Origin of the sequence: Micromonospora nigra (assembly GCF_900091585.1) — a bacterium.
In the GTDB taxonomy this organism is placed as follows: Bacteria; Actinomycetota; Actinomycetes; order Mycobacteriales; family Micromonosporaceae; genus Micromonospora; species Micromonospora nigra.
The window spans coordinates 6,091,384-6,117,116 of the sequence record NZ_FMHT01000003.1; the positions used below are offsets into that span (position 1 = coordinate 6,091,384).

At 73.0% G+C, this 25,733-nt stretch carries 24 protein-coding genes and 1 pseudogene; 11 read left to right on the forward strand and 14 right to left on the reverse strand.

Annotated elements, in window-relative coordinates; genetic code table 11:
* Positions 1 to 65: 65 nt before the first annotated feature.
* Both GA0070616_RS26725 and GA0070616_RS26730 read left to right on the forward strand, forming a co-directional pair.
* Entirely contained in the window at positions 66 to 1,232 is a 1,167-nt protein-coding gene (locus tag GA0070616_RS26725) for an erythromycin esterase family protein (protein WP_091089211.1), read from the forward strand.
* Between the two features lie 128 nt (positions 1,233 to 1,360).
* Positions 1,361 to 1,750, forward strand: coding sequence for a DUF4158 domain-containing protein (locus GA0070616_RS26730; protein WP_091089215.1), 390 nt, complete (start codon positions 1,361 to 1,363; stop codon positions 1,748 to 1,750).
* Positions 1,751 to 2,038: 288 nt separating this feature from the next.
* Here the strand turns inward: GA0070616_RS26730 and GA0070616_RS26735 are convergent, their stop codons facing one another.
* Together GA0070616_RS26735 and GA0070616_RS26740 are read right to left on the reverse strand one after the other, a co-directional pair.
* Complete coding sequence (locus GA0070616_RS26735) at positions 2,039 to 2,350, reverse strand: alpha/beta fold hydrolase (protein WP_217628240.1); 312 nt, start codon at positions 2,348 to 2,350, stop codon at positions 2,039 to 2,041.
* Positions 2,347 to 3,267, reverse strand: coding sequence for a Vgb family protein (locus GA0070616_RS26740; RefSeq protein ID WP_091089222.1), 921 nt, complete (start codon positions 3,265 to 3,267; stop codon positions 2,347 to 2,349). The genes GA0070616_RS26735 and GA0070616_RS26740 overlap by 4 nt, the downstream gene beginning before the upstream one ends.
* A 42-nt stretch (positions 3,268 to 3,309) precedes the next feature.
* On the opposite strand from GA0070616_RS26740, the gene GA0070616_RS26745 reads away from it, so the two are divergent.
* On the forward strand, positions 3,310 to 3,918 hold the full coding sequence (locus GA0070616_RS26745; protein WP_091089229.1) for a TetR/AcrR family transcriptional regulator: 609 nt from the start codon (positions 3,310 to 3,312) through the stop codon (positions 3,916 to 3,918).
* A gap of 110 nt (positions 3,919 to 4,028) precedes the next feature.
* On the opposite strand, the gene GA0070616_RS26750 is transcribed toward GA0070616_RS26745, so the two are convergent.
* The 4 genes and pseudogenes from GA0070616_RS26750 to GA0070616_RS29510 form a co-directional block, all read right to left on the reverse strand.
* On the reverse strand, positions 4,029 to 4,640 hold the full coding sequence (locus tag GA0070616_RS26750) for a recombinase family protein (RefSeq protein ID WP_245712911.1): 612 nt from the start codon (positions 4,638 to 4,640) through the stop codon (positions 4,029 to 4,031).
* 251 nt (positions 4,641 to 4,891) lie between these two features.
* A complete protein-coding gene (locus tag GA0070616_RS26755) occupies positions 4,892 to 5,701 on the reverse strand; it encodes a hypothetical protein (protein ID WP_091089233.1) in 810 nt (269 codons plus the stop codon).
* Complete coding sequence (locus GA0070616_RS26760) at positions 5,698 to 6,042, reverse strand: hypothetical protein (RefSeq protein ID WP_091089236.1); 345 nt, start codon at positions 6,040 to 6,042, stop codon at positions 5,698 to 5,700. The genes GA0070616_RS26755 and GA0070616_RS26760 overlap by 4 nt, the downstream gene beginning before the upstream one ends.
* Before the next feature lie 154 nt (positions 6,043 to 6,196).
* Positions 6,197 to 6,274, reverse strand: a pseudogene (locus GA0070616_RS29510) (IS5/IS1182 family transposase); the annotation flags it as partial.
* Between the two features lie 417 nt (positions 6,275 to 6,691).
* On the opposite strand from GA0070616_RS29510, the gene GA0070616_RS26770 reads away from it, so the two are divergent.
* From GA0070616_RS26770 to GA0070616_RS26790, 5 genes are all read left to right on the forward strand, one after another.
* On the forward strand, positions 6,692 to 7,225 hold the full coding sequence (locus tag GA0070616_RS26770) for a DUF2087 domain-containing protein (protein WP_091089239.1): 534 nt from the start codon (positions 6,692 to 6,694) through the stop codon (positions 7,223 to 7,225).
* A 95-nt stretch (positions 7,226 to 7,320) separates the two neighbouring features.
* Positions 7,321 to 7,746, forward strand: coding sequence for an Hsp20/alpha crystallin family protein (locus tag GA0070616_RS26775; RefSeq protein ID WP_091089242.1), 426 nt, complete (start codon positions 7,321 to 7,323; stop codon positions 7,744 to 7,746).
* A 278-nt stretch (positions 7,747 to 8,024) separates the two neighbouring features.
* A complete protein-coding gene (locus GA0070616_RS26780) occupies positions 8,025 to 9,707 on the forward strand; it encodes an ABC-F family ATP-binding cassette domain-containing protein (protein ID WP_091089245.1) in 1,683 nt (560 codons plus the stop codon).
* 60 nt (positions 9,708 to 9,767) lie between these two features.
* Complete coding sequence (locus GA0070616_RS26785; protein WP_091089247.1) at positions 9,768 to 10,766, forward strand: tyrosine-type recombinase/integrase; 999 nt, start codon at positions 9,768 to 9,770, stop codon at positions 10,764 to 10,766.
* A gap of 54 nt (positions 10,767 to 10,820) precedes the next feature.
* Positions 10,821 to 11,279 carry an Rv0361 family membrane protein gene (locus GA0070616_RS26790; protein ID WP_091089250.1) on the forward strand — a complete coding sequence of 153 codons (459 nt, stop codon included), beginning with the start codon at positions 10,821 to 10,823 and terminating at the stop codon, positions 11,277 to 11,279.
* Here GA0070616_RS26790 and GA0070616_RS26795 read toward each other — a convergent pair whose 3' ends face one another.
* The 7 genes from GA0070616_RS26795 to GA0070616_RS26825 form a co-directional block, all read right to left on the reverse strand.
* A complete protein-coding gene (locus GA0070616_RS26795) occupies positions 11,280 to 11,978 on the reverse strand; it encodes an ABC transporter ATP-binding protein (protein WP_091089253.1) in 699 nt (232 codons plus the stop codon).
* Positions 11,975 to 12,943 (reverse strand): ABC transporter ATP-binding protein, encoded by a 969-nt coding sequence (locus GA0070616_RS26800; RefSeq protein ID WP_091089258.1) that lies wholly within the window; start codon positions 12,941 to 12,943, stop codon positions 11,975 to 11,977. Before GA0070616_RS26800 ends, GA0070616_RS26795 begins: the two co-directional genes overlap by 4 nt.
* Positions 12,940 to 15,660: an FtsX-like permease family protein gene (locus tag GA0070616_RS29260; protein WP_091089262.1), complete on the reverse strand. Its 2,721-nt coding sequence runs from the start codon at positions 15,658 to 15,660 to the stop codon at positions 12,940 to 12,942. Before GA0070616_RS29260 ends, GA0070616_RS26800 begins: the two co-directional genes overlap by 4 nt.
* The gene (locus GA0070616_RS26810) at positions 15,657 to 18,860 is read right to left on the reverse strand and encodes an FtsX-like permease family protein (protein WP_091089265.1); all 3,204 of its coding nucleotides are present in this window, start codon (positions 18,858 to 18,860) and stop codon (positions 15,657 to 15,659) included. The genes GA0070616_RS29260 and GA0070616_RS26810 overlap by 4 nt, the downstream gene beginning before the upstream one ends.
* A 114-nt stretch (positions 18,861 to 18,974) precedes the next feature.
* Positions 18,975 to 19,685 (reverse strand): thymidine kinase, encoded by a 711-nt coding sequence (locus tag GA0070616_RS26815; RefSeq protein WP_091089269.1) that lies wholly within the window; start codon positions 19,683 to 19,685, stop codon positions 18,975 to 18,977.
* 61 nt (positions 19,686 to 19,746) lie between these two features.
* On the reverse strand, positions 19,747 to 21,135 hold the full coding sequence (locus GA0070616_RS26820) for an MFS transporter (RefSeq protein WP_091089272.1): 1,389 nt from the start codon (positions 21,133 to 21,135) through the stop codon (positions 19,747 to 19,749).
* Positions 21,136 to 21,152: 17 nt separating this feature from the next.
* Entirely contained in the window at positions 21,153 to 21,923 is a 771-nt protein-coding gene (locus tag GA0070616_RS26825) for a glycerophosphodiester phosphodiesterase family protein (protein ID WP_425413015.1), read from the reverse strand.
* Between the two features lie 151 nt (positions 21,924 to 22,074).
* On the opposite strand from GA0070616_RS26825, the gene GA0070616_RS26830 reads away from it, so the two are divergent.
* Genes GA0070616_RS26830 through GA0070616_RS26840 form a run of 3 tightly spaced genes read left to right on the forward strand, consistent with a single transcriptional unit; the run spans position 22,075 to position 24,850 of the window.
* The gene (locus tag GA0070616_RS26830; protein WP_139129004.1) at positions 22,075 to 22,758 is read left to right on the forward strand and encodes a hypothetical protein; all 684 of its coding nucleotides are present in this window, start codon (positions 22,075 to 22,077) and stop codon (positions 22,756 to 22,758) included.
* Between the two features lie 5 nt (positions 22,759 to 22,763).
* Complete coding sequence (locus tag GA0070616_RS26835; protein ID WP_091089282.1) at positions 22,764 to 24,473, forward strand: hypothetical protein; 1,710 nt, start codon at positions 22,764 to 22,766, stop codon at positions 24,471 to 24,473.
* 17 nt (positions 24,474 to 24,490) lie between these two features.
* Positions 24,491 to 24,850: a hypothetical protein gene (locus GA0070616_RS26840; RefSeq protein WP_091089286.1), complete on the forward strand. Its 360-nt coding sequence runs from the start codon at positions 24,491 to 24,493 to the stop codon at positions 24,848 to 24,850.
* 24 nt (positions 24,851 to 24,874) lie between these two features.
* On the opposite strand, the gene GA0070616_RS26845 is transcribed toward GA0070616_RS26840, so the two are convergent.
* Positions 24,875 to 25,648, reverse strand: a complete 774-nt coding sequence (locus GA0070616_RS26845; RefSeq protein WP_091089289.1) for a lysophospholipid acyltransferase family protein — start codon at positions 25,646 to 25,648, stop codon at positions 24,875 to 24,877.
* Positions 25,649 to 25,733: the final 85 nt, after the last annotated feature.

Below are 25,733 nucleotides of genomic sequence, written 5' to 3' on the forward strand. Positions count from 1 at the left end.
ATCGCCCCAGGAGCGGGATTTCGCTGAAAAGTTTACACCGTGGGTTCAACGATACGGTTTAAGGCATGGGTATCAACGACGCGGCCCGGCCGCTCGACGGTGCGGTCGTCTCGGGGTTTCTCCGGTCGCTTCCCGCCAAGCCACTGCTGCTCGGTCTGGGCGAGGCCAGGCACTTCGTGGAGGAGTTGGGGGAGCAGCGCAACGAGATCTTCCGGCATCTGGTCGAGCATGAGGGCTACCGGTCGTTCGCCATCGAGAGCGACTGCCTCAGGGGACTCGTGGTCGACGACTACGTCACGACAGGCATTGGCGATCTCGACGACGTCATGGATCGTGGCTTCAGCCACGGCTTCGGCGCGTCACCGGCCAACCGGGAGCTGGTGCGCTGGATGCGCGCGTACAACGAGGGGCACGACGAGAAGCTCCGGTTCCACGGCTTCGACGGGCCGTTGGAGTACTGGGCCGCGAGCCCCCGCCAAGCGCTCACCGGCCTCCACGGCCTCCTCGACGGCCCGCTCCCGTGCGCGATGGAAACCCTGGACACGCTGCTCGGCCCCGACGACCGGTGGACGAACGAAGCCACCGTCATGGACCCGTCGCAATCGGTCGGCCGGTCCGCCGACGCCCAGCGGTTGCGGCTGCTCGCCGACGATCTGGTGGCGCTGCTCGACACGCAGGCGCCGCGGCTGAGCGCGGAGGCCAGAGAGAGGGCGGCGCTGTACGGGCGTACCGCCGTCGGCCTGCTCCGTTACCACCACTGGATGGCCGACACGTCGCCGACCCGGATAGCCAGACTGTCGGGCCTGCGGGACGCCATGATGGCCGCCAACCTGCGCGCCGTCGCCGAGAACGGCCCGGCCCTGGTCTTCGGCCACAACCTCCATCTGCAACGGAGCAAGAGCTTCATGCCGCTCGGCGACCAGCAGTTGGAGTGGTGGAGCGCGGCGGCCATCGCCGAAACGCACCTGGGCGACCGGTACGCCTTCCTGGCCTCAGCCCTCGGCACGGTGGGCGACGACGCCCCGCCCTCGGACACCGTCGAGGGCCTGCTGTCCACGCTTCCGTGGGACCGTTCCCTCATCGACGCCCGCCGTCTGGCCGCGACCATCACGAAGCCCGCCCCGCGCATCTCCCACGATGTCGCCTACTTCCCGTTGGACCCGGCTCACCTCGACATGATCGACGGCGTCGTCTTCCTCAAGGAGGCTGTCAGGCTGGGTCGATTCGGGTGACCGGCCACGGGGTCGAGGAAGAGCGGTACGGCGGTTACGGCTCTTGAGGACCAACGCTCGGAGAAGTCCCGTTAGGCAGGATCAACTTCTCTGGTGGTCTGGAGTGGTGCCGCGTACGGTGATCGCTCATGTCATCGACGGTGAGCTTCTTGTCGCAGGCGGAGATGGATGGGTTCGGCCGGTATGCCGAGACGCCGCCGAACCGCGAAGCGCTGGAGCGGGTCTTCTTCCTCGATGACGCGGATCGTGAGCTGGTCGCGGAGTATCTTGGGGCGCACTCGCGACTGGGTTTCGCCCTGCAGTTGGTGACGGTTCGGCAGGTGGGCCGGTTTCTGCCGGATCCGTTGGATGTGCCGTCGGCGGTGGTGGACTACGTGGCGGTCCAGCTGCAGATCGAAGATCCGTCGTGTGTGAAGCGATACCTGGAGCGGCGTAACACCCGGTATGAGCATCAAGCGGCGCGTCCGGTGGTGTGGTGGTCGTGGCCGCGATCTCCTCTGTCGTGGGCCTTCGGGTGAACACGCCGCCGCCGTCGCTGAGAAAGCTTCGTGCACCGACCGCGCGTACGAGCTCGGGATCAGCGCCGGCGTTGAGCCAGTCGGTGGGTGCGTCGGCCGCCTGTTTCTCGATCCAGGCGTCACGTTGTGCGGCATCGAAACGGCGTCCGTACCCGAACGTACGCCGCAGTTCCTCGGCGGCCTGCGGGGTGCGGAATTGCCCGAAAGTACGGGAGACGGTCTGCCGGTCATCAAGGACCAGCCCGTCGACGATGCAGATCCCGCTGGGCTCGACGAGGCCTGCGGCAGTTACCGCGGTGACGGCGTAGCCGCCGGTGGAGTGGCCGACCAACAGCGGGCTTTCCCAACCCGAGGGGTAACGACAACGGCCAGATCGCGCCAGTACTGTTCGGCGGTTCTCGACTCGGCGGTGCTGTGGCCGTGGCCGCGCAGGTCGACGGCGATCACCCGATGTCGCGGCAGAAGGCCCGCCACTACCGCTTCCCACGCGGCGGCGTTGTGCCCGCTGCCGTGCACGAGAAGCACGGGATACCCGGTGCCGCCGTGATCCAGGGCGGTCACCGTGCCGCCGTCGACCTCGAAAAAGATCTCTTTACTCACGTATTCCAGCCTTTCTTGACCGCATTCAGGGAACCGGTCTCCATCACCACCCACACCAGGCCGTCCTCGATCCATAACCCGTGCGGCTCTCGCCCAGGCAATTGGTGAAGGGTCACGTCGCCGTCGGCGGCGATCTGGGCCAGCTGGGCAGAGCCCCACAGCGTGACCCAGCATCCGCCATCGGTGTCGGCCGCTACGGCGTGTGGCCGGCATGCGGCGTCGGTGAAGCTGATCTTCTCTACCGAGCCGGACGGATCGACACGACCAACGCAGCCGCCGGCGATGTCCGCGTACCAGATCCCCGCTGGGGAGGCGGCGATGCCGACCGGCGCGGCAGGCGCCCTGCCAGCGGGTAGTTCGACAATCCGTACCGCACCGTCGTTCACGTAAGCGAGGGCACTGGCGGCGTTGAGCGCAACCCACGGTCGGCCTGCACCATCGACGGTGAGCATCGCCGCCCGAGCCTCGGGAACCGGCAGGTCGAGCATGGTCAAGTCCCCCGATGCGGTAACTATCCTGCCAATCTGGTTGAGGCCCGGTGCGGTAAACCAAACTCCACCGTCAGGCGCAGCGGCGATGCCGTAAGGCGCTGATCCGGGTGCCAGGTCGATCACCGTGTGGTCGCCGGAGGCGTCTCGTCGGCTCAGCCGATCGTCGGTACGGGTGCACCAGAGCGCGCCGTCAGAGGCGACGGCCAGCAGCATCGGATGACCGTCACTGCGAGGAAGGCACTCGTGCCGGAACGAGGAACCTGCCTCACCGCCGACCGGAGTTTCGGCAGGCGTGAACCGTGCGAGTCCCGGCGGAGTCAGAACCGTCATCCACAAAGTCCCGGCGGTGTCCCCGGTCACGGCGTACGGTGTCCAACCCGACGGCAGGACTACCTCACGACACAGTGTTGTCTCAAGTGGTGGCATCAGCCCTCCATCCGTAAACGCTACGGATGTAGCATTAGGCACATGACGTCAGATGCGCAAGTCCCTTCCGTCTTCTCCGGGAAATCCCGGCCCGGCGGCCGAACCGCCCGCACCCGCGAACGCGTACTCGACGCCGTCGCGTCACTACTCCTGGAAGGCGGCTACGACGCCGTGACCATGGACGCCGTCGCAGCACGCTCGGGAGTCCATCGCACCACCGTCTACCGCCGCTGGCGCGACACCGGCGGCCTGCTCGCCGACTCCCTCGACGCCGCCCGCGAACACCCATGGGAACCGCCGGACACCGGCTCACTACTGGACGACCTGCTCGCCATCAACCGCCAGATCGTCGCCGCCCTGACGCAAGAACCATCAATCACCCGGGCACTCGTCGCCGCGTCGTTCCGCTCCCCGGCCGCCGCCCACGCGCTCCGCTCATTCTGGGAGAACCGCTACGCCCACGCTGCCGTCGCCGTCCAACGAGCAGTCCGCCGAGGCGAGGCCATGAAAGACATCGACGCACGAACCGTACTGATCGCTTCCAGCGCACCGATCTTCTACGAACTGGTGCTCATGCGATCCCCGATGCCAGAAGACATCGCCGAACGCTATGCCCGAGCAGGCGCCGCAGTCGCGGCCGGCCGGCCCTGACCCCATCACCAAACCGGGCTGCGCCGGCAAGACACCTCTACACACTCCGGTCGGCGATGTCGCGTACTTCCCCCGCTGAAGCTACCCTCCGCCGCCGGAGGCACCCGGATTCATGGGGACGCAGCATCGAGGGCGCGGCTGAGCGTCCAACGGGAGACCCGTAGTTTTGCGGCGACGGCGGTCCGAGTTTGCCCGGCACCAAGCAAGATCCGGGCATCGGCGATCTGCTCGGGTGTCAGCGCGCGCGGACGGCCGCCAACCCGGCCTCGGGCGCGGGCGGCGTCGAGGCCTTCGCGGGTGCCCTTGACGATCTGCTGACGCTGAAACTTCGCGATGGCAGCGAACACGGTGAAGATCAGCTCGCCGCACATGTCGTCGCTGGTGTCGAGCACGATGCCGTCGAGCGTGCGGAAGTGGCGGCCGTCAGCGTGCAGGTCGTCTTCGACGATGGCGAGCAGTTCACGGGTGTCGCGGCCGAGCCGGGTCAGGTCGAGAACGACAAGGGGGTCACCGCGGCGCACGTGGTCAAGGGCTGCGGCCGGGCCGGGTCGGCTGGTGCCCTTCTTGCCTGAAGCCTTATCGAGATAGACCCGGGCGCAACCGACGGCTTTGAGGGCGTCGATCTGGCGAGCCAATTCCTGGGCGTCGGTGGACACCCGGGCCAGCCCGACTAGATCCTCACGGGAGCTCGGGTCATCGTTGAGGATCACAAGATCCTTCACAGCGCCCTCCAGTGAATGAGATTCCCCCACCGTAGCGAGAACGGCAGTTTCGAGTCTTCTGCTACACGCCGGTTTTGCTACATAGTTTCGCTACCGGTTTCGAGGGCAGATTGCCGCCGGCGAAGACGTTGGCGGGCGTGGAGCAGAAACGATCGTTATTGCCCCACGTCGCACCGCGACGCCCGCCCACCAAAGATGATCTTGCCTAACGGGACTTCTCCGAGCGTTGGCCCTCAAGGGCCGTTACGTAGCTAGGAGATCGCCCGATACTGGAAGCCATGGAGCGTTGCCGTGGCGCGCTCGGCTGGCTTGTCGTCCGGCGAAGAGACGAGGATTGCGAGCACGTCCCCTGAGCCGTAGTCATCGTCCACCGTGAGCGTGATCACCTGATTACTGTCGAAGGTGAATACGGTCACTGTGAGCTTTTGTTCCTCCACGCGGACGGTGATCTGCGCCCGCGTGAACGTGCGGGTGGGTTTGCCAGCTGTCACGGTCGCTCGGGGTTCGAGCCGAAGGATTTGGACACCACCCGAGGCGCACGCCGACACGCCGTACTTGTCGCGCATCAGAATGCCGATACATGACGTGGGACCTAGAGCGTCGGCGTGGAGGGTGATCTCGTACGCGGGCGGAAAGGCCCGACCGGGCCAGTCGAACGAGACGCTGGCGTCCTGGTAGAGCGCCCGCTGACCGGTACAGGTGACCTTGCCCTCCAGGAGGGTCCAGCGTGCCCCACCCTTGTCGCATTCCGCACCAGGCGCATCGGCCTGGTAGAGCTCCGGCAAGGTGGGCCTGGTTGCCAAGTGTGTTGACAGGCGGCCAACGAGCCCCTGTGACACCTCGAATGTGCGCCAGAGCAGTCCTCCGCACAGGCCCAGCACGATCAGAAGAAGAAGTGTCAGCACGGCACCCCGCACCGGTGGATGATGATGCGTCTCGATGCTGACGATGCCGCTGATGGCAATGCCGTCGTGATCGGCGGTCGCGTTGCCAGAGTCAGTCACGGTGTTCTGGGCCCGTCCGGCACCGGCGTGCGGAACGGAGGTCTCGCCGGGCGTCACGCACGTCGCCGGAGCTGGACACCGGTGTTCGCCACCGAGCCCGGCCCGTCGGCGGTCGCATCACCCGAACGTGCGATCTGTGCCGGCCGTTCGACACCGGCCGCCTGCAGTCCGGTGTTGGCCTGCCCGCCGCCCGTGGCGTGGGCCGCGCCGGTGTCTTCACTTCGGTCCGGCTCAGGCGTCGGCACACCTCCCGGCGACGGCGGGGGCAGGAGGTACGGCGTGCCCACGGCGACCAACGCCACCACCGCACTGATACCGCTAGCCACCTTGTCGGCCTCGTCTAAGCCCACCACAACCAGGTGAACCGCCAATGCGACGACGATCACGCCGAACAGCACGCGTCCAGCCCACACCCAGGGCCGGGTCCGACGAGGCACAGCAACCTCCACATCGCCGCGATCAGTTCACTGGCTACGAGCTTCAGTCTTTGGATACGCACCACTCATGGTGGTGGCGCAGTAACCCGACCTCGGTGGCGGCGTCGGCGACGGGCGGAAGGGCCTCGTAGCCGCGCACGAGCCGCCGGTGCTGCATCAGCCAGCCGAAGGTTGGTTCCACGACCCACCGGCGGGGGCTGAACCTGGAGGCTCCTCCCGGCGAGCAGGTGCCGGCTGTCGACGGAGTCCTGCACCGACGCAACCCCCACCCGCGCCGCTCGCCACGCGGTCAGCACCGGCTCGATCAACGTCCACCGCTCATCCGCCGGATCCGACCGATACCACGCCGCTTCACACCCATGCGTGCTCAACGAACCGGAGCGGGGGGCGTCACGGCTGGCGCAGCCACCCAAGCGCGAAGCGTCGACTTCACCGCCGCGTCAGCGGGCAATTATCGAATTACGTTGACCGGCAATCCGAAAATCAGGCGGGAGGAATCGGGCATAACGTCTGCGCACCATAATGACTGTTATTGTGCGTGCTGCCTCCGTGGTCGGATCGGCCGGTAATGGCGTGGCGGGGGGCGTATGCCGGTGGCAGGGTGTGCGGGGTGACGGCACAGCAGGTGGCGGGGGCTCTCGCCGATGACGGGCGGCGGCGGGTGTTCGCCGCGATCGTGCTGGGCGACCCGGACGTCGCGGCGGTGGCCGCGCGCACGGGCCTGGCCGCGCGGGAGGTGGCGACAGCGGTGCGCCGACTGGGCGACGCGGGGTTGGTGGTCGCCGGCGGAGGTGACCTGAGGGTCGACGCGGACGGGCTGCGGGACCTGGCGCGTACGCCGGGCACCCCGGCGGGGGAGCGCGGTGCCGAGCCGGGCGACCGGGTGCTGCGCACGTTCGTGGGCGACGGGGTGCTGCGTGGACTGCCGGCGCAGCGGGGTCGGCGGCGGGTGGTGCTGACGCACGTGGCCGCCGAGTCGTTCGAGCCGGGGGTGCGCTATCCGGAGCGGGCCGTGGACGAACGGCTGCGCGCCTGGTGCGCGGGGGGCGGATCGGATCACGTGACGCTGCGCCGTCACCTGGTCGACGAGGGTCTGTTGGCCCGGGAGCGGGGTGTGTACTGGCGGACCGGGCCGCCGAGTTGACGCCCGGTGAGTCGCGCGCTATATAGGAGGAGGAAGTTGAGTCGCCTGGACTCAACCCCAGACACCTTCGGCCAGAGGAACCGAGGAGGCCCGCCATGTTGATGCGCACCGACCCCTTCCGCGAGATCGACCGGATCGCCGAGCAGTTCTTCGGCACCACCAGCCGGCCCGCGATCATGCACCTGGACGCCTACCGCGACGGCGACCACTTCTACGCCGCGTTCGACCTGCCCGGCGTCGACCCCGACAGCATCGACTGCACCGTGCAGCGCAACGTGCTGACCGTCCGCGCCGAGCGCCGTCGCCCCACCGGCGACGGGGTCGAACTCGTCGCCGCCGAGCGCCCCATGGGCACCTTCAGCCGGCAGGTGTTCCTCAGCGACACCCTCGACACCGACAAGCTGGAGGCCGGCTACGACAACGGGGTGCTCACCCTGCGCATCCCGGTCGCCGAGCGCGCCAAGCCGCGCCGGGTCGCCGTCACCACCAGCGGCGACGGCCGCAGGCAGATCGACGCCTGAACCGATGCGGCCTGCGGACTCGCTTGGGCCGCAGGCTGCTCACCTGACCGGCAGGGCGCGGGACGGACACCGGTCCCGCGCCCTGCCGGATAATCGGTGGCGCGACCGCCGCCGCCGCCGACAGACTTCACCACGTCCCCGCAGCCGGGCCCCGAGGAGCCGACCGACACATGTGAGATCCCGCCGGACGCGGCCGGGCCGACGCCCCGCCGCCACGCGCACCGACCGCCCGCGACCCCGCGGGCTGGTCCCGCCCGTCGTCCCGCGGAGGTCCACCCGTGCTGAAAGCCACATCCGTCTGCAAGCAGTACGACGGCGAGCCCCTGTTCAGCGGCCTCGACATCGTCTGCAACCCCGGCGACCGGGTCGGGCTCGTCGGCCCCAACGGCGTCGGCAAGTCCACGCTGCTGCGGGTGCTCAGCGGTCAGGAGGCCCCGACCCGCGGCCACGTGGCGCTCGCCCCGGGCACCCGGGTCGGCCACGTCACCCAGCAGGTTCCCGACCCCACCGCCACCGTCGGTGACCTCCTCGCCGACGCCCTCGGCGAACTGCACGACCTCGAACAGCTCCTGCGTCGGCTCGAACGGCAGATGTCCGCAGGCGACACCGCCGCCGTCGCGGCGTACGGGCAGGCCCAGGACAGGTGGACGACGCTGGACGGCTGGCGGGCCCGCGCCCGACTCGACGACGTCCGGCAGCGTCTCGGCGTCGACCACCTCGACGACGACACCCCGCTGGCGCAGGTCAGCGGCGGCGAACAGGCCCGCCTCACCCTCGCCCGCGCACTGCTCGACAACCCGGACCTGCTGGTCCTCGACGAGCCGACCAACCACCTCGACGCCGACGGCATCGACTGGTTGGGCCGCTGGCTCGCCGGGTTCCCCGGCGCGGTGCTGGCCGTCAGCCACGACCGGGCGTTCCTCGACCGGGTGGCGACCCGGATCGTCGAACTCGACGGCATCCACGACGAGCCGCAGACCTACCCCGGTGGCTGGAGCGCCTACCGGGCGGAGAAGGCCCGCCGGTGGGAGCGCCTGCTGCTCGACTACGAGGCCCAGCAGAAGGACCACCAGCGGTGGCTGGCCGACATCGCCCGCACCAAGGAACAGGCGCGCGGGGTGGAGGAGAGCGTCCGTACCGGCCTCGGCGCCGACCAGACCCGCCGCTACGCCAAGAAGGTGGCCCGCAAGGCCAAGGCCCGCGAACGGCGGCTGCGTCGGCAGATGGAGTCGGTGCGCTGGATCGCCCGGCCGCAGACCCGCCCGCCGCTGAGCCTGGCCTTCCCGCAGCACACCACCACCGCCGACGAGGTGCTCCACCTGCGCGGCGTGGGCGTGGACGCCGGTGGACGTACCCTGCTCGACGGGCTTGACCTCACCATCGGCGGCGGCGAGCGGATCCTGCTGGCCGGGCCCAACGGCTGCGGCAAGACCACCCTGCTGCGGGTGCTGGCCGGCGAACGGCCCCCCGACCGGGGTGCGGTCACCGCCGGCGGGCCGGTGGCGCTGCTGCCGCAGACCCACGACACGCTGCGCACCGACGTCACGGTCCGCGACTTCTTCCGCTCCCGGGTGCCGGTGTACGCCGACGACGCCGAGGCGCTGCTGGCGGCACACCTGTTCGGGCCCCGGCAGTGGGACGCCCGGCTGCGCACCCTGTCGGCCGGGCAGTTGCGCCGGCTGCTGCTCGCGGTGCTGGTGAACAGCCCCGCGCAGGTGCTGCTGCTCGACGAGCCGACCAACTACCTCGACGTCGACGCGCTGGAGGTCGTGGAGGAGGCACTACGACAGTTCCGCGGCACGCTGGTGCTGGTCAGCCACGACACCTGGTTCGCCTCGGCGGTCGGCGTGACCCGCCGGTGGCGGGTCGTCGACGGCGGTGTCCTGGACGAGCCCGTCGCGGTCCCCGGCGGTGGGGTGGCCGACGGCGGGGTCGCGGGCGGCGCCGCCGACGTTGGATGATCGGAATCCTGCCGGCGCGCCTGTTCGCCAACCCCTCCGGCCGTTGAGAACCTCTTTCACATGCGTTTCTCCGACGTGCCGGTGCTGGCCCGCCCGACCGCCCGGCCCGACCTACCCGGCACGCCGGCCGACTTCACCGACGCCTGGCTGCGCAACCGCCGGCTCAGCGACCACACCCGCGACGCGTACCGGCGTGACGTCGCCGGCTGGCTGGCCTGGTGCGCCGCGCGGGAACTCGACCCGCTGCGCGCGAACTTCCTGCACGTCAACGCCTACGGCCGGGACCTGGAAGCCACCGTCGCGGTGCGCAGCGGTCGACCGCTGACCCCCGCCACCGTGGCCCGCAAGCTGTCCGCCCTGTCCAGCTGGTACGACTTCCTGGTCAAGCTGCGCGTCATCGACGCCAACCCCGTCGCCGGCGCCGACCGTCCCCGCGTCGACCGGGACCACTCCGCCACCATCGGACTCAACCCCGAAGAGGTCGACGCGCTGCTCGCCGCCGCCGACGCCGACACCGGCCCGACCGCCGCCCGCAACCGCGCCGCGATCGCCCTGCTGGCCGACCTCGGCCTGCGGGTGGGGGAGCTGGTGTCGCTGAACCTGACCGACCTCGGCGCGGAACGGGGACACCGCAGCGTCCGGTTCGTCGGGAAGGGCGGCAAGGCCCGCCGCCGCGCGCTCACCCCCGGCACCGCGTACGCCCTCGACGCCTACCTGGCGCAGCGCGCCGCCGCCCGAGGCGTCACCGTCGACCAGCTCACCGGCCCGCTGCTGGTCACCGCCAGCGGCGCCCGCCTCGACCGGCACTCCGTGTTCCGGATGGTCCGCCGCCTCGCCCACACCGCCGGCATCCCCGCCTGGGCGCAACTGTCGCCGCACTCGCTGCGCCACGCGTTCGCCACCACCGCCCGCGCCGAGGGCGTGCCCCTGGAGGACGTGCAGGACGCGATGGGCCACGCCGACCCCCGCACCACCCGCCGCTACGACCGCGACCGGCACAACCTCGACCGCGACCCGGCGTACGTCATCTGGGCCGCCCGCGCCCGCCGCCGCACCTGAACCCCCGGCCCGCTTTCCGGCCCGCCGACCCGGCCGATTCTCTACGGTCGAGGAGTGGGCGATGGGCAGCCGTGGAGCCGGCCCGCCCGGCCACGCCGACCGGTGCGCACCGGCCTGGTGTTCGCCGGCGCGGGCGTCGCCCTGTGCTGCGTCGGGGTGGCCGGGCTGGGCGCCTGGAACGTGCAGGTCGTCACCGGCGCCTCCGGACCGGTCCGGGAGACCGCCGACGAGTTCCTGCGCCAGGTCGGCTCCGGCGACACCGACGGCGCCTACGACCGGTTGTGTTCCGACACCCGCACCCGGTGGAGCGAAGTCGGCTTCACCAGCTGGGTCCGCACCCCACCGGTCGTGCGCGACCACGAAATCGTCGACGTGTCGGTGACCACCCGCGGCGGCCGCCCCCACGGCACCGTCACCGTCACCCTCACCCGCGAGGGAGGCACCACCGAGCAGCGGGAACTGACCGTGGTCAAGGAGGACGGGTCGTGGCGGGTTTGCGGCGACCCGTACTGATCAGGCCGCCGCCGGCTCCCGCTCGGGCACCAGCCGCCCGTCCCGCAGCACCAGCACCCGGTCGGCCAGCTCCACCAGCGTCGGGTCGTGGGTGGCCACCAACGCCGTCATTCCCCGCGCCCGCACCAGCGCCCGCAGCAGGTCCATCACCGAACGGCCCGTCTCCGAATCCAGCTGACCCGTCGGCTCGTCGGCCACCAGCAGCGGCGGATCGTTGGCCAGGGCCCGCGCGATCGCCACCCGCTGCTGCTGCCCGCCCGACATCTCGTACGGCCGCTGCGCCGCCTGCCCGCCCAGGCCCACCAGTTCCAGCAGCACCGCCACCCGCTGCTCCCGCTCGGCGGCCGGCACCTTCGCCAACCGCATCGGCACGCCCACGTTCTCCGCCGCCGACAGGATCGGGATCAACCCGAACGACTGGAACACGAAACCGATGGTGTCGCGGCGCAACGCCAGCAGGTCCCGCTCCCCGGCGCCGGTCACCTCCCGCCCGGCCACCCACACCCGACCCGACGTGGGCCGGTCCAGCCCGCCCACCAGGTTCAGCAGCGTCGTCTTCCCGGCCCCCGAACGGCCCCGCACCGCGACCAGCTCACCCCGCCCGGCGCGGAACGACACGTCCCGCACCGCGTGCACGACCTGCCCCGCGCCGCGGTACTCGCGGTGCAACCCCTCGACCCGCACCAGCTCGTCGCTCACCGTGCCACCTCCTCGTCGCCGGAGCGGACCTGCACGTGGTCCGGCTCCAAGGTCAGCCTGACCCGGTCCCGCAGCGCCAACGCGTCGACGAACCCGGCCGGCAACTGCATCCGCCCGGCCCGGTCCAGCACCGCGTACTCCTCGGTGACCAGTTCCTCCACACCGTCGGCACCGACCCGCGCCGAGCGGCGTACCTCGGAGGCGGTCCGGCCGTCGCGGATCGCGACGGTCCGGCGGACCTGCGCGGCGACCTGCTGGTCGTGGGTGACCACGACGACCGTCACGCCCAGCTCCGCGTTGATGGTGCGCAGCGCCGCGAACACCTCCGCCGCGGTGGCCTCGTCCAGCTCACCGGTCGGTTCGTCGGCGAACAGCACCTCCGGGTCGTTGGCCACCGCCACGGCCACCGCGCAGCGCTGCTGCTCGCCGCCGCTCATCTGCCCCGGCCGGCGCTGCGCGCAGTGACCGACACCCACCATCTCCAGCAGCTGCGCCGCGCGGGACCGCGCCGCCCGACCCCGGCGACCGGCCAGCCGCATCGGCAGCTCCACGTTCTCCCGCGCAGTCAGGTACGGCAGCAGGTTGCGCGATGTCTGCTGCCACACGAACCCCACCGTGTGTCGGCGGTACGCCAGCCGCTTACCGGCCGACATGGTCAACAGGTCGTAGCCGGCCACCCGGGCGATCCCCGCCGTCGGCGTGTCCAACCCGGACAGGATGTTCAGCACCGTCGACTTGCCGGACCCGGACGCCCCCACGATCGCCAGCAGCTCACCCCGGTCGACGACCAGATCCAACCCCTGCAGGGCGACTACCTCGACACCCTCGGTGGTGAAGATGCGCACCAACCCGTCACACACGATGTGCCCGCGCAGCCGGTCCGCGCCACCGGCGCGGTCGGCGGCGCGTTGCGCGGCCCGCCGCTGAAGCGTGACAAGGTCCGGTACCTCCCGGACGACGGTCATGAGTTCTCCTCTCCCACCCGGAGCACCTCACCGAGACGCATCCGTCGGTTCACCAGGTTCTCCACCGCGAGGCCGGCGACCAGCCCGACCACGACCAGCGCCAGCACCCCCGCGACCACCCGCGGGTCCAGGTGGTCGCGCACCGCCGCCCCCGGGGTGAACGCCGACAGGCCCAGCGTGTCGCCGAGCAGCCGGGGCAACGCCACTCCGACGGCCGCGCCGGCACCCGCCGCCACCACCACCAGCGGCACCAGCTCGTAGACCAGCAGCCGGCGGCCCTGCCGCGCCGACAACCCCATCGTGCGCAGCCGGGACAGCACCCGACCCCGCCCGGCGGCGTCGGCGACCACCGCGAACCCGACCGCCAGCACCGCCAGGGCCGCGCCGCCGGCCGCACCCGCCGTGAACGCCAACGTCAACACCGAGTTGGCGCCGGTCCGGTCCAGCTCCGCCCGGTACGCCCGCCGCGTCTGCACCGCGGCCGGCAGCTCCGGCTGCTCCACCGGCACCCCCAGCACCGCGCCCTGGTGGCGGCACTGCGCCTCGTCGGCCGTCGACAGCAGCCGCGTCGCGTCCGTCACGTCGCCGGCCACCAGGTACCGGTTCGCCACGATCGGGGTGTCCGCGTGTTCCGGCAACGCCTGCCAGGGCAGCACCACGAACCGTTCGCTGTCGGTGCCCAGCCCGGGAAACGTCGCCGCCACCGCGGCCACCGTGAACGCGTACACCCGGCCCTGCACGTCGGCCGCCCCACCACCGGCCAGCGACCGCGCCACGGCCGGAGACACCACCGCCGGGACCGGGCCGTCGCCCCGGGCGGCGGCCCGCAACGCGGCGGGCACGTCCACGTCGACGCCGCTACGCCGGGCCACCTGCGTGAACGCGGGAACGTCGACCACCATCACCCGCGCCTGCCCCACCAGCCGCGCTGCCGCGCCGGTGCCGGCCAGCACCCGACGGTTGGATTCCAGCCGCACCCGCGCCACCGCCGTCACCCCCGGCACCCGGGCCAGGTCCGGCCCGGCGTCGGTGGGGAAGGCGTAGCCGGTCAACCAGGCGTCACCCGGCACCACCAGATCGCTGGCCCGGTCCCGGGCCGCGCCGACCGTCGTGGTGACCACCCCACCGAACACGCCGGTGCTGACCGCCACGATCAGCACCGCCAGCGGTCCCAGGGTGACCGGCGCACCCCGGCCGGCGCGGGTCACGCCCAGGAACAGCACCGCCCCGCGCACCCGGCGGGCCGCCCGGTCCAGCAGCCGCAGCGGCCACGGCAGCACCCGCAGCGCCACCAGCGCGGCGGCCACCGCGACCAGCACCGGCACCGACGTCAGGTACACGTCGACGCCGTCGACCGGGGCCAGGCCCCGCCGGCGCAGCAGCACCACCCCCGCCACGGCCAGCGCCAGCACGCTGGCCTCGGCGGTGAGTCGCCGCGCCGACGGCCGCGACCGCGTCAGGTCCGTGCGCCCGGCGACCACCCCGACCCGGCGCTGCCCCACCATCGCCAGCACCGGCACCACCGCCGTGGTCAGGGCCACCAACCCCAGCAGGGGCCAGGTCCCACCGCCCCCACGACCCGGCACCGCCGTGCCGGCGAGCCAGCCGGCGAGCACCGCCAGCGGCTGCACCGGCACCGTCTCCGCGAGGGTCCGAACCCCGATCGCGGGAAGGGACGCGCCCCGGGCCCGCAGCAGCGCCAGCTCGGCACCGCGACGCCGCACCGCCAGCCCCGCCGCCAGCAGGATCAACCCGACCACACTGGCCACCAGCCCGGCCTGGACCACCGCCAGCAGGGCCCGCACCGCCCGCAGCTGCGCACCGAAGCGGTCCACCGCGAAGTCCAGTGAGGTCTGCACCACTGCGTCGGGTCGCCACTGCGTGCGCCGGGCCTGCGCCACGGCGGCACTGACCTGCGTCAGCTGCGACGCGTCCAGCCGTGTCTCGTCGACCCGGTACCGCCAGCCGTAGCGGGCCTGCGTCGCGGTGCGCACCGCCACCGAGTCCAGCCCCGTCCAGTCGGTGACGGCGATGGTGACGTACGGGTCGCCGTCGGTGGCCGGCACGATCGGATCCAACGCCGACGCCAGGTCGTCCCACACCGGGTCCGCCGCGTCGCGGGGGGTGAACACCCCGACCACGGTCGCGTCGGCCCGCGCGCCCCCGCCGGATCCGGTGAGGCGCAGCCGCGTGCCGGGCGCCAGGGACAGGGTCCGGGCGGTACGCTGCGACACCGCGAGTTCCACCGGCTGTCCGGGCCGTGTCGCCGGCCACCGCCCGGAGGTGAGGGTGGCGGCCTCCTCGACGCCTGTCTGGGCACGCAACCCCACCTGCTTGGCCGCCCCGCCGTTCATCGGCGCGACGTCACCGTCAGCGGTCATCGTCTCCGGTGCCAGCCACGCCCCGTACCACCGCTGCCCGATCAGGTCGGGCAGCGGCGACGGCAGCGCCTCGGCGATCGGATCGAGGTCGGCCAGCCCGGCGGCGGCCGTGCCCACCCGCTCGGGCCGCTGGTCCACGGTGACCGACAGGTCGCGGGCCTGGTGCGGCAGCCGCACCAGGTCGGCGCGCAACGCCTGGTCGGCATGGTGGTTGGCCAGCCGTGGCGCGGCCGTCAGCAGCAGCGCCGCCACCAGCCCCAGCACCGCCAGCAACCCCACCTGACCGGCGTACGCGCGGATCCGTCGACCCGCCGCCCAGCCCGCGACGCGACTCACTGTCCCTCCCCGATGCGCAGCTGCGCCGCGGTCAGCCGCCGACGCACGGTCATCGCCGCAGCCGCGCTGAACGCCAGCGCGAGCAGCAGCAGCCCCAGGCCGGTCGCCGTGACGGGCAACCAGTCCACCTGCAACAGCGGCGGCGGGTCGGGGCGGTCCGCCGACGGGGTGAGGATCACCAGCGGGGCCATCGTCGCGGCCACCGCCACGCCCACCACCACCCCGACGAGCACCCCCGTGCCCGCCAGCAACGCCTGCTCGGCGAGCAACGAACGGGCCACCAGCCGGTGCCCCGCGCCGAGGGTGTGCAGGACCGCCAGTTCCGAGGCCCGCCGCCGGGCGGTGGCGCTGACGTCCACGGCCACCCCGACGGCGGCCAGCAGCACCGCGGCCAGGGCCGCCGCGAACAGCGCCCCCCGCGCGCCGACGCCGAACGGGTCGCGGGCCAGTTCGGCGGCGACGACCCGCCGGTCCAACACCGTCAGCCCGCCCAGGGTGTTCGCCGCCGCGGCGGCCTGCCCGGCCTGTTCCGGCCGTGTCGCCAGCCACCACTCCTGTGGTGGACGGACGATCCCGTGGTCGTGGAAGACCCGGTTGCTCAGCGACGGCAGGTCCGCCAGCAGCGCCGCGTCCCCCACGTCGCCGGGCAACGCCGCCGGCGCGGCGACGACGGTGACGTCGACCTCGGCTCCGCCGAGGAACAGCCGGGTCTGCGCACCGACGTCCAGTCGCAGCTGCGTCAACGCCGCCGGGGTGACGGCGACCGGCACCCGCCCGACGGCCGGCCGGGTCACGCCGATCTGCACCGTCGACGGAGCGAACCGTCCGCCGGTGGTGGTGGTGTCGCGGGCGTACCGGGCGGTGAGGGCGTTGCCGGTGGCGGTGGGAGCGGCCACCGGGCCGGCCCGGTCGACGACCTGCCACGGCCCGCCGACGGTCAGGTCCACGGGGGTACCCGGGGAACCGGCGGGCCCGGCCCGCAGGTCCGTCAACCGCCAGTCCACGACAAGCCCGGCGCTGCCGACGGTTTCGGCCGTGAACCCGGCCAACCGCCACGGCCCGGAACCGGCCGGCAGGTCCACGGCGAACCGTGCCTGCTCGTCCTGGCCGGTCACGCCCAACGCCACCCGCCGGTGCCCGCCCCTCGGGTCGACGAGCACCGCCCAGCTGCGCACCGGGGTGACCACCCGGCTGCCGCCGACCCGGGTGGACAGCCGCCCGGTCAGCCGCCGCGCGTCGGCCGGCAGGGCCACGTCGGCCGCTGTGACCCGCTGCGCGCTCAACGCCCCGAACAGCTCCGCGGGGGACCCACCGGCCAGGTCGGGTCGGATGCGGACCACCGCCGCCGCGGCGGCGGCGTCGAACGCCAGCACCGTGGCCGGATCCCCGGCCGGAGCGACGCGCAGGGTGTCACGCCACGTCGCCAGGGCCGACGCCACCCCGGTCAGCCCGGTGAGCTGGTCGCCGCGGCCCGGCGGCGCGGCGCCGTCGGCCTCGACCAGACGCAGGTCCGCGCCGGCGCGGTGGGCGGCCTGGTCACCGAGGGACCGCTGGGAGGTGCCGGCCAACGACCAGGCCAGGGTGCCCACCGCCACGGCGAGGGCGAGCAGCAGCACCGGCCCGGCGTGGGGGCGCCGGCCCGCCTGCCAGGTGCCCAGCATGAGCGCCGTCCACGGTCGGCGGTCCACCCACCGCTGCGCGAGCCGGGTCAGCGGCGGCAGCAGCCGCAGGGCGAGCACCGCCCCGGCGAGCACCCCGAGGGTCGGCGCGGCGGCCAGCAGCGGGTCGACGCCCAGGTCGCCGCCCTGGGACCGGGACAGCGGCGAGGAGTACCGGCGCAGCTGGTACCAGCCGAGCAGGGCGGACCCCACCAGCACGACGTCCAGCCCGGCCCGCTGCACCACGCCCCGGCGGCTCGGCCGGGACCGGCTGGCCAGGTCGGCGACGTAACTGTCGCCGCGCCGCAGGCTGGGCGCGAGCATCGCCAGGGCGCAGCCTGCCGCGGCGAGCCCGGCGACCAGCCACACCATCGCGTCGAGGCCGTCGTCCAGGCGCAGGGACACCGCGGCCAGCGCCGGCAGCCGACCGGCCTGGCCGAGCAGCTCGACGGCGGCGAGTGGGGCGAGGACGGCGGCGGGCGCCACGACCAGCACTGCCTCCCGGGCGGCCAGCGCGGCCACCTGCCAGCGGGCGGCACCCCGGGCACGCAGCAACGCGGTCTCGCCGCGCCGCTGCTCGGTCAGCAGCACGGCGACCAGCAGCAACGCGTACCCGCCGAGCACGACCACCAGCAGCATCGGGGTGACCAGTGCGGACCGGCCGACGAGCGTGGCCCGTTGCAGGCGTTGCACCAGGTCGTCCAGTGCGGTGCTGGCCACGGCCGAGTCACCCAGCCCGGCGGCGGCCGGCGTGTGTGTGCTGACCCTGCGGGCGGCCTCGGCGAGTCGGTCCAGGCCGCCGGCATCCGCCGCCGTGAGGTCGGGTTCGACGAGCCAGCCGAGGGAGGCGTTGGTCAGGAACCGGGCGGTGAAGTCCTCGCGGTGCACGGTCAACGGCCCGTAGGTGGCCGAACCGGGCAGCACCCCCGACGCGGTCTCCGGGGCCAGCCGCCAGTAGGGGTCCCGCGGGTCGGTGGGCGTCCACACCCCGACCACCGCCATGTCGGTGACCGAACCGGTGAACCCGTCGGTGACGGGGATCCGGTCACCGACACCGACCCGCAGCACCGACGCCACCGGCTGCGCCAACGCCACCTGCACGGCCTCGTCGCCGGGGCGGGGCCAGTCGCCGGCGGTCAACCGGGCGTGCGCGGCGAGGTCGTCGAGGAACACCACGGAGGCGTACGTGGTGCCACCGCTGTCGGGCACCGCGTCGCCGGTGTCGCCACGCAACTGCCGCCCGGCGGCGTACCCGGCGGCGTTGACGCGGGCCGGCACGCCGGCCAGGTCCACGTCGAGGCGGGTCCGCAGCGTCTCGTCGCGTTCCCGCAGGGCCCCGGCGGTACGGCCCGCGGCGGCGCGGACCAGGATCGTCTGCTCCTCCGCGGTGGCGCCCGACAGCACCGTACGGGTGCCGGAGTCGACCACTTCGCGGTGGTACGCGGCGAGCCCGGTCAACGCCACCGTGGCCACCAGGGTCGCCCCCACCGCCGCGAGGAGCAGCCCGACGGTGCCCCTGGCGCGTCGCAACGCGAGCCTCATGTCGTCGTGCCCCCCGCTGTGCCTCGGCCGCGACGCCGGTCGCCGCTGCCGTCACCGCAAGGAGCACCGAGGCCCCGCGAAAGGTTCGCAGGGTGATCAGACCGTTATCCGGCCTCAGGCACGCGGGCCGAGGTCCCCGGTGCGGTGGTGCCGCCGGCACAGCACCTGGTAGCGCACGTCGGCCGTGTCCACGGTGTCTCCGATGACGACCTGTTCACCCTCGCGGACCACCCGACCGTCGACGACGCGGGCGTTGAGCAGCCCCTCGCGTCCGCACCAGCACAGCACCTCGACCTGGATGCGGGCCACCTCGTCGGCCAGTTCGAACAGCCGCTGGGCGGCGGGGAACAGGCAGGACCGGAAGTCGGTGGCCAGGCCGAAGGCGTACACGTCGACGTCGTAGCCGTCGACCAGTTCGGCCATCTGCTCGACGTGCGCGACCGTGTAGAAGCTCGCCTCGTCACAGATCAGGTAGTCGATGCGTACCCCTTCGGCCCACGTGCCGCGGACCAGGGCGAGCAGGTCGAGGTCGTCGGTGACCTCGACCGCGTCGTGGGCCAGACCGATGCGGGTGGTGACCCGCGGCCCCAACGACCGGTCGATGCGGGTGGTGACCAGCCCCCGGCGGCCCTGCCGGGCGTGGTTGTGGTTCATCTGCAACGCCATCGTGGACTTGCCGCAGTCCATCGGGCCCCAGAAGAACTTCAGCGCCGCCGCGTGCAGTGGCCGGCCGTCCGCACCCCGCGCCGCGGCGCACCCGGTGGAACTGTCGCCGGGCCCCAGGGGGCGGGCCAGGCAGGTCGGGGAGGCGGCGTCGTCGGTCACGGACGGGCAGCCTAGCCGATCGACGCCGCCGGATCGGTGCGGCGCGGCGCGGCGACGGGTCTCACAGCACGCGCGGGGGCGTGTTCCCGGCGGCCACGATGGCCCGCCGCATCGGTACGGCCAGCAGCAGCAGGAACCCGACCACGAAGAAGATCAGCAGCGACACCAGACCCACCCGGTAGGAGTTGGTGAGCTGGAACACCAGGCCGAACGCCAGCGGCCCCAACCAACTCGTGCCCTTGTCGCTGATCTCGTAGAAGCCGTAGTACTCGCCTTCCTTGCCGGCGGGGATGAGCTGGCTGAACAGGGACCGGCTCAGTGCCTGGCTGCCACCGAGCACCAGACCGATGGCCGCGCCGAGCACCATGAACGGCACGGGCGCCTCGGCGGGCAACCGGAACGCGGCGAGGATGACACCGGTCCACAGCACCAGGCTCAGCAGCACCGTCTTCCACGCGCCGATGCGGGTGGCGAGGGCGCCGAGCAGCAGCGCCCCACCGAACGCGAGGAACTGCACCAGCAGGATCGTCACGATCAGGGTGCTCTGCCCGAGCCGCAGCTCCTCGGTCCCGTACTGGCTGGCCAGTGCGATGACGGTCTGGATGCCGTCGTTGTAGACGAGGAACGCCAGCAGGAAGTACAGCGTCAGCGGGTACGCCTTGATCCCCCGCAGGGTGCGGCCGAGTTGCCGGAACCCGCCGGTGAGCACGTTGCCGCCGTCGGCGACCGCGACGGCGGTGGGGTGTTCGCGCAGCCACCGCAGCGGCACCAGCGTGAACAGCGCCCACCACACGCCGGCCGAGACGATCGACCATCGCGCCAGGTCCAGGGTGCGCTCCGGCTGCCCGTTGTCGAACGTCTGCACCGCGACCAGGTTCAACGCCAGCAGCAGGCCGCCGCCGAGGTAGCCCAGCGCCCAGCCGCGGCTGGAGATGCCGTCGCGGTCGTCCGGGCCGCCGAGTTGCGGCAGGAACGAGTTGTAGACCACCACGCCCGCGCCGAAGGCGATGTTGGCCACCAGGAACAGCGCCCCGCCGAGCAGGTACGCCTCGCCGGTGACGAACAGCATGGAGACGGTGGCGGCGGCGCCGGTGAACGCGGCCGCGGCCAGCAGCCGCTTCTTGTGTCTCGTCCGGTCGGCCACCGCCCCGACGACCGGCAGCACGAACACGGTGAGGAACACCGACAGCGACACCAGGTACGGGAAGTACGAGCCGGCGGCCACCTTGATGCCCAGCGGGTACACGTACCCGGCGCAGGTGTCGGCGCCCAGCTCACAGCCGGCGGCCAGTTCGGTGACGGTGGTCAGGAACGGGCCGAGGAACACGGTGATGACGGTGGTGGAGAACGCCGACATCGCCCAGTCGTAGAAGTACCAGCCGGTGCGTTCGCGCCGGGTGCTGGCCGGCAGTGGGGTGTCGCGCGCCGCGGGGGTCGCGGTCTCGGCCATCGGTTCCTCGTCGGTGCTCAGGCGGCCCAGTGGCCGCGGCTGCGGTAGACGTCGCGCAGGACGCCGACGTGATCGGTCATGATGCCATCCACCCCGAGATCAAGTAAGTCGTGCATCTCGGCAGGTTCGTCGATCGTCCAGACGTGCACGTGCAGGCCGAGACGGTGGGCCAGGCGCAGGAACCGGCGGTCCACCACGGGCACCCGCCCGTAGCGCACCGGCACCTGCGCGGCCACCACCGACGGTGGCAGGCGCACCGGGCGGCCGGCCAGCGACGCCAGCCGCAGCCGCGCCACCTCCCGCATGCCGAGGCTGGTGGCGACCCGTCCGCCGGTGGCCGCCCGCAGTCGGGCCAGCCGGGCGTCGCTGAACGAGGCCAGCAGCACCCGGTCACCGGCACCGGCCCGGGTCAGCGCCGCGACGGCCGGTTCGACGGCGCTGTCGGCCTTGACGTCGACGTTGAACCGCACCTGCGGCCAGGCGTCGAGGACCTCGTCGAGGCGGGGCACCACGGCGGCCCCGCCGACGCGCACCGACGCCAGGTCAGCCCACCGCAGGTCGGCGATGCGCCCGGGTTCGCCGGTGACCCGACGCAGGGTGGGGTCGTGGAACACCACGGCCACCCCGTCGGCGGTGGCGTGCACGTCGGTCTCCACGTACCGGTAGCCGAGCGCGATCGCCCGCGCGAACGCCGCGGCGGTGTTCTCGTCGCCGTCGGCCGCACCACCGCGGTGGGCGAACGCCAGCGGCGCGGGAGCGTCCAGGTAGAGGGTCGGCACGCTGGGCAGTATGCCGGCCGCCGGTGACCGGAGACCGACCGACCGGCGGACGGCGGGTTGGCGGGGCGTGTCCGGCCGTCGGCGGGGCCCGCCACCCCAAGACTGCCGGATGCCTGACAGTGACGGCGGCACAACTGTTGGTCATGGTGATGATGGGTCCATGACGCCGTGGACGTTGTCCGGACCGGACCGTCAGGCCGGGTCACCATTACTGCGCCCGGTGGTGCAGTCCCGTCCGCTGGATCCGCTGCCGCCCCGGCTGACTCCGCCGCCCCCGCCGGCACCGCCACGGCTGCCGGCCGGTGCCGGGCTGCTGGCGGGCGCGGCCGTGCTCGTCGGCAGCCCCTGGGTCAACGAGCAGCTCAGGCAATGGCAGTCCGAGCTGGTCAAGAGGGACGACGGCATCGTCGGACTGATCACCGGCATCGGCAACACGGCCCTGTACGGACTGACCTGGCTGAGGTGGGACCTGGGGCTTGAGGACGGCCCCGACCTGACGTACCGGCTGTCGGAGAACCTGCGGACGGTGCTGTTCATCGTGCTCGCCCTGTGGCTGCTGCGCCGCCTCGCCGCAGCGACGCCGGTGCCGCCGCGTGGGCACCGCGCCCTGGTGGCGTTCGCCGTGCCGGTGCTCGCCGCGGTGGCGGCGGCCATCGGCGGGCTGGTCGTGCTGCTGTTCGACGACGGTGGCCACGCCCGCCAGCTGACCTCGCCATACTTGGTGCCCGACACCCTGTCCTCCGCGCTGTTCTGCGGCAGCGTCTTCGGAGTCCTGCTGGCGTGGCTGACGGCACGCCGAAAGCCACCGGCCACCGATCCCACCGCATCCACGCCACGGAGGTGAGCCGGATGGTGCTACGCGACGAGGTCGACATTTCCCCGGGGGAGCCTCCGCCCGACGACCCGCACCGGGACAGCGACACCGAGGCCACCCGGTACCTGTGTGTCGCCGCGTACACCGACGAGGAGTTCACCGATCGGGTGCTCAGCGAGGTGTGCGACGACGAGTTGCGCGCGGTCGCTCCATCGGTGGGCTTCGACCTGGCTGCGGTGCTGCGGCACTGCCTGCACGCCCGCCGCCGCCGGCAACGCCGCGACACCTGGCTGGTCGTTCTGGGGGGCGTGGCGGTGCTGCTGTCCCCACTGTCGACCCTGGTGGTCGGCGCGGCGATGGCGTTCGGGACGGCCCTGGCCCCGTTCCGCCCGACCCGGCACGGCCCGGCCGGCCCGCTGCTGGGCGTGCTGTCCGTCGCGATGGTGTCGCTGCTGGTGCTGCTGCAGATCAGCCTGGTGTCGCCCAGCGACGGTGGCCTGGCGGATCTGGCGGTCGGCCGGCCGTGGCTGGCCCTGCTGTTCGGCGTGGCCGCGTGGCTGGTGCTGGTGGGCTACCTGATGGGCACCCGGCAACTGCTGGTGATGCGGCTACGGCGCGACTTGTTCGACCCGGCTCCCCGGGACCTGCCCCAGCCGGGCCGCTTCGCCGCCCGGCTGGCGGCCGTCGCCGAGGCGCAGCGCGGCAACGTCACCGTCTACGGCGGGTACGCCCCGTTCGTCGGGCACGGCACCCCGGTGGCCGGTTGGTCGTTCGCCCTGCCGATCCTGCCCGTCGGGCAGGAGCCGGGCCTGTTCGGTCCCGGGGCGGGCGGGGACCGGCAGCCGGCCCTCTTCACCGTCGTCGACCTGATCGACCACGTGCGGCAGCGGTTGACCGCGATCCGGTGGGACCCCGCCGGTGATCCCGACCCCGACGCGGGCCGCCTGGCGGGGCTGCGCCTGGAAGACCGCGTCTTCGTCGGTGGGCACCTGCTGACCGGAGACGCGCGGCTGCTGCCCGACCGGGCGCGGATGCCCCGCCAGCGGTGGTCCCACGCGCAGGTCCTGCAGGTGGCCGCCCATCCGCAGGGCGCGGCCCGGCACTACCTGTGCGCCGTGGTGCCGTCGTGGGGTGGGGAGGTCGTGGCCTCCACGTTCCTGCACTTCTCCACCGACGGCCGGGTGCTGTATCTGGAGTGCGCCCGCACGGTGCTGGAGCCGCCACGGTTGGCCTACCACGACGTGGACCGGCTGCCCGAGGTGCTGCCGCCGAGCCAGTTCGCCCAGCTGCTGGCCACCGCGACCGAGCGACTGCTGCGCACGGCGCTCGGCGCGCCGGGGCGGCTGCTGCGTGACCTGGTGGCCGCGCTGCGGCGCAACCCACGCCAGGCGCGGCTGCGCCGCGCCGCGCAGGAGGACCTGGGCTACGACTACGGGACCCGGGTCGGGGTTCGGGAGCTCGCCGCCGGCTCCGGCTACCACAACTACTTCCAGGTGCTCGACGCCGCGAAGCACCTGAAGGTGGTCGAGCGGCACGTCCTGGCCGCCATCGTCGACTTCCTCGACGAGCGGGGCGTGGACACGGCGGAGTTCCGGATCCGGCAGACGACCATCCTGAACCAGGGGGTGATCCAGACCGGTGGGCTCAGCGTGGTCGGCAACCAGGCCGTCGGCACCGGGGCGCAGGCCCAGCAGCAGACAACCGGGACGGCCGCACCGCGCGCCCGCCGGGCGGGGGAGAACTAGCCAGGGGAGGCGACGGCGTGTCCGACAACTCGACCAACTACGGCATCCACCAGTCCGGTGGGGTGAGCCAGGTGGGCAACCAGGCGGTGGGGCCCGGCGCGCACGCGGTCGGCGGGAGCCTGGCCGCGACGACGCCCACCGGGGTCGACGTGCCGGCGTTGCTGGCCCAGCTGCTGAAGCTGGTGGAGCAACACCGGGCGCAGCTGCCGCAGCCGGCGCATGCGGTGGCCGCCGAGTTGCGGGCGCAGCTGGGCCGCCCCGACGTCGAGCCGGCCCGGGTGACGGTGCTGTTGCACCGGCTGGCGGCGCTGGCCAGCCCCGTGGCGCCGGTCGCGGCGGCGGTCACGGAGGTGCTGAAGGCGGTGCAGGCCGCCTGAGGCCGGTGGCCGATCGCCGGAGGGTCAGCCGGTGCGACGGCGGTGCACCCGGGTGAGGTCGACGGGCCGGCCGGGGTCGACGTGCCGGGGCCGGTCGGGTTCGTCGGGGCGCAGCGGGGCGAGGGTGTCGGTGAGCGCGTCGATGATCCGGTCGGTGGCGTGCCGGGCGGCGCCGGGTGTGTCGGGATGCAGTCCGCCCAGGTCGACGGGGTCGCCGAAGTGCACCCGCAGCACGGGCCGGCGGGTCAGGCTGCGGGCGAGGCCACGCAGCATGCCGCGGGGCGCCCGGTAGGGGAGTACTTCGTGGGAGCCCCACTGGGCGACGGGTACGACGGGCGCGTCGCAGGTGAGCGCGAGGCGGGCGGTGCCGGTCTTGCCCCGTTCGGGCCACATGCCGGGGTCCAGGCCGATGCGCCCCTCGGGATAGACGAGGATCGCGGAGCCCGAACCGACCGCCGCGGCGGCGGCGTCGAGGGCGCGGTGCACGGCGGCGGTGCCCCGGTCGACGCGGATGTGCCCGGCGCGGCGCATCGCCGCACCGATCAGCGGGGCGCGGAACAGCCCTCCGGTGGCCATGATGCGCGGTGCGACGCCGCGGGCCCGGCAGGCGGCGGCGAGCACCACCGGGTCGAACGGGCTGATGTGGTTGGCGGCCAGGATCAGGGGCCCGTCGCGCAGCGCGGCCGGGATGTCCCCGGTGACCTCCAGGCGGGCCAGCAGGGCGACGACGGCGCGGGCGAGCAGCTGGGCGGCGCGCCAGATCAGCGGCGGTCGCCAGGGGGAGTGGGTGGTGTCCATCAGCCGGTCATGATCGCATGCCCGCGCCACCGTGGGGTGTCACGGTGGGCCGGGGGACCGGGGTGATCAGGGTCATTGGTCCCGG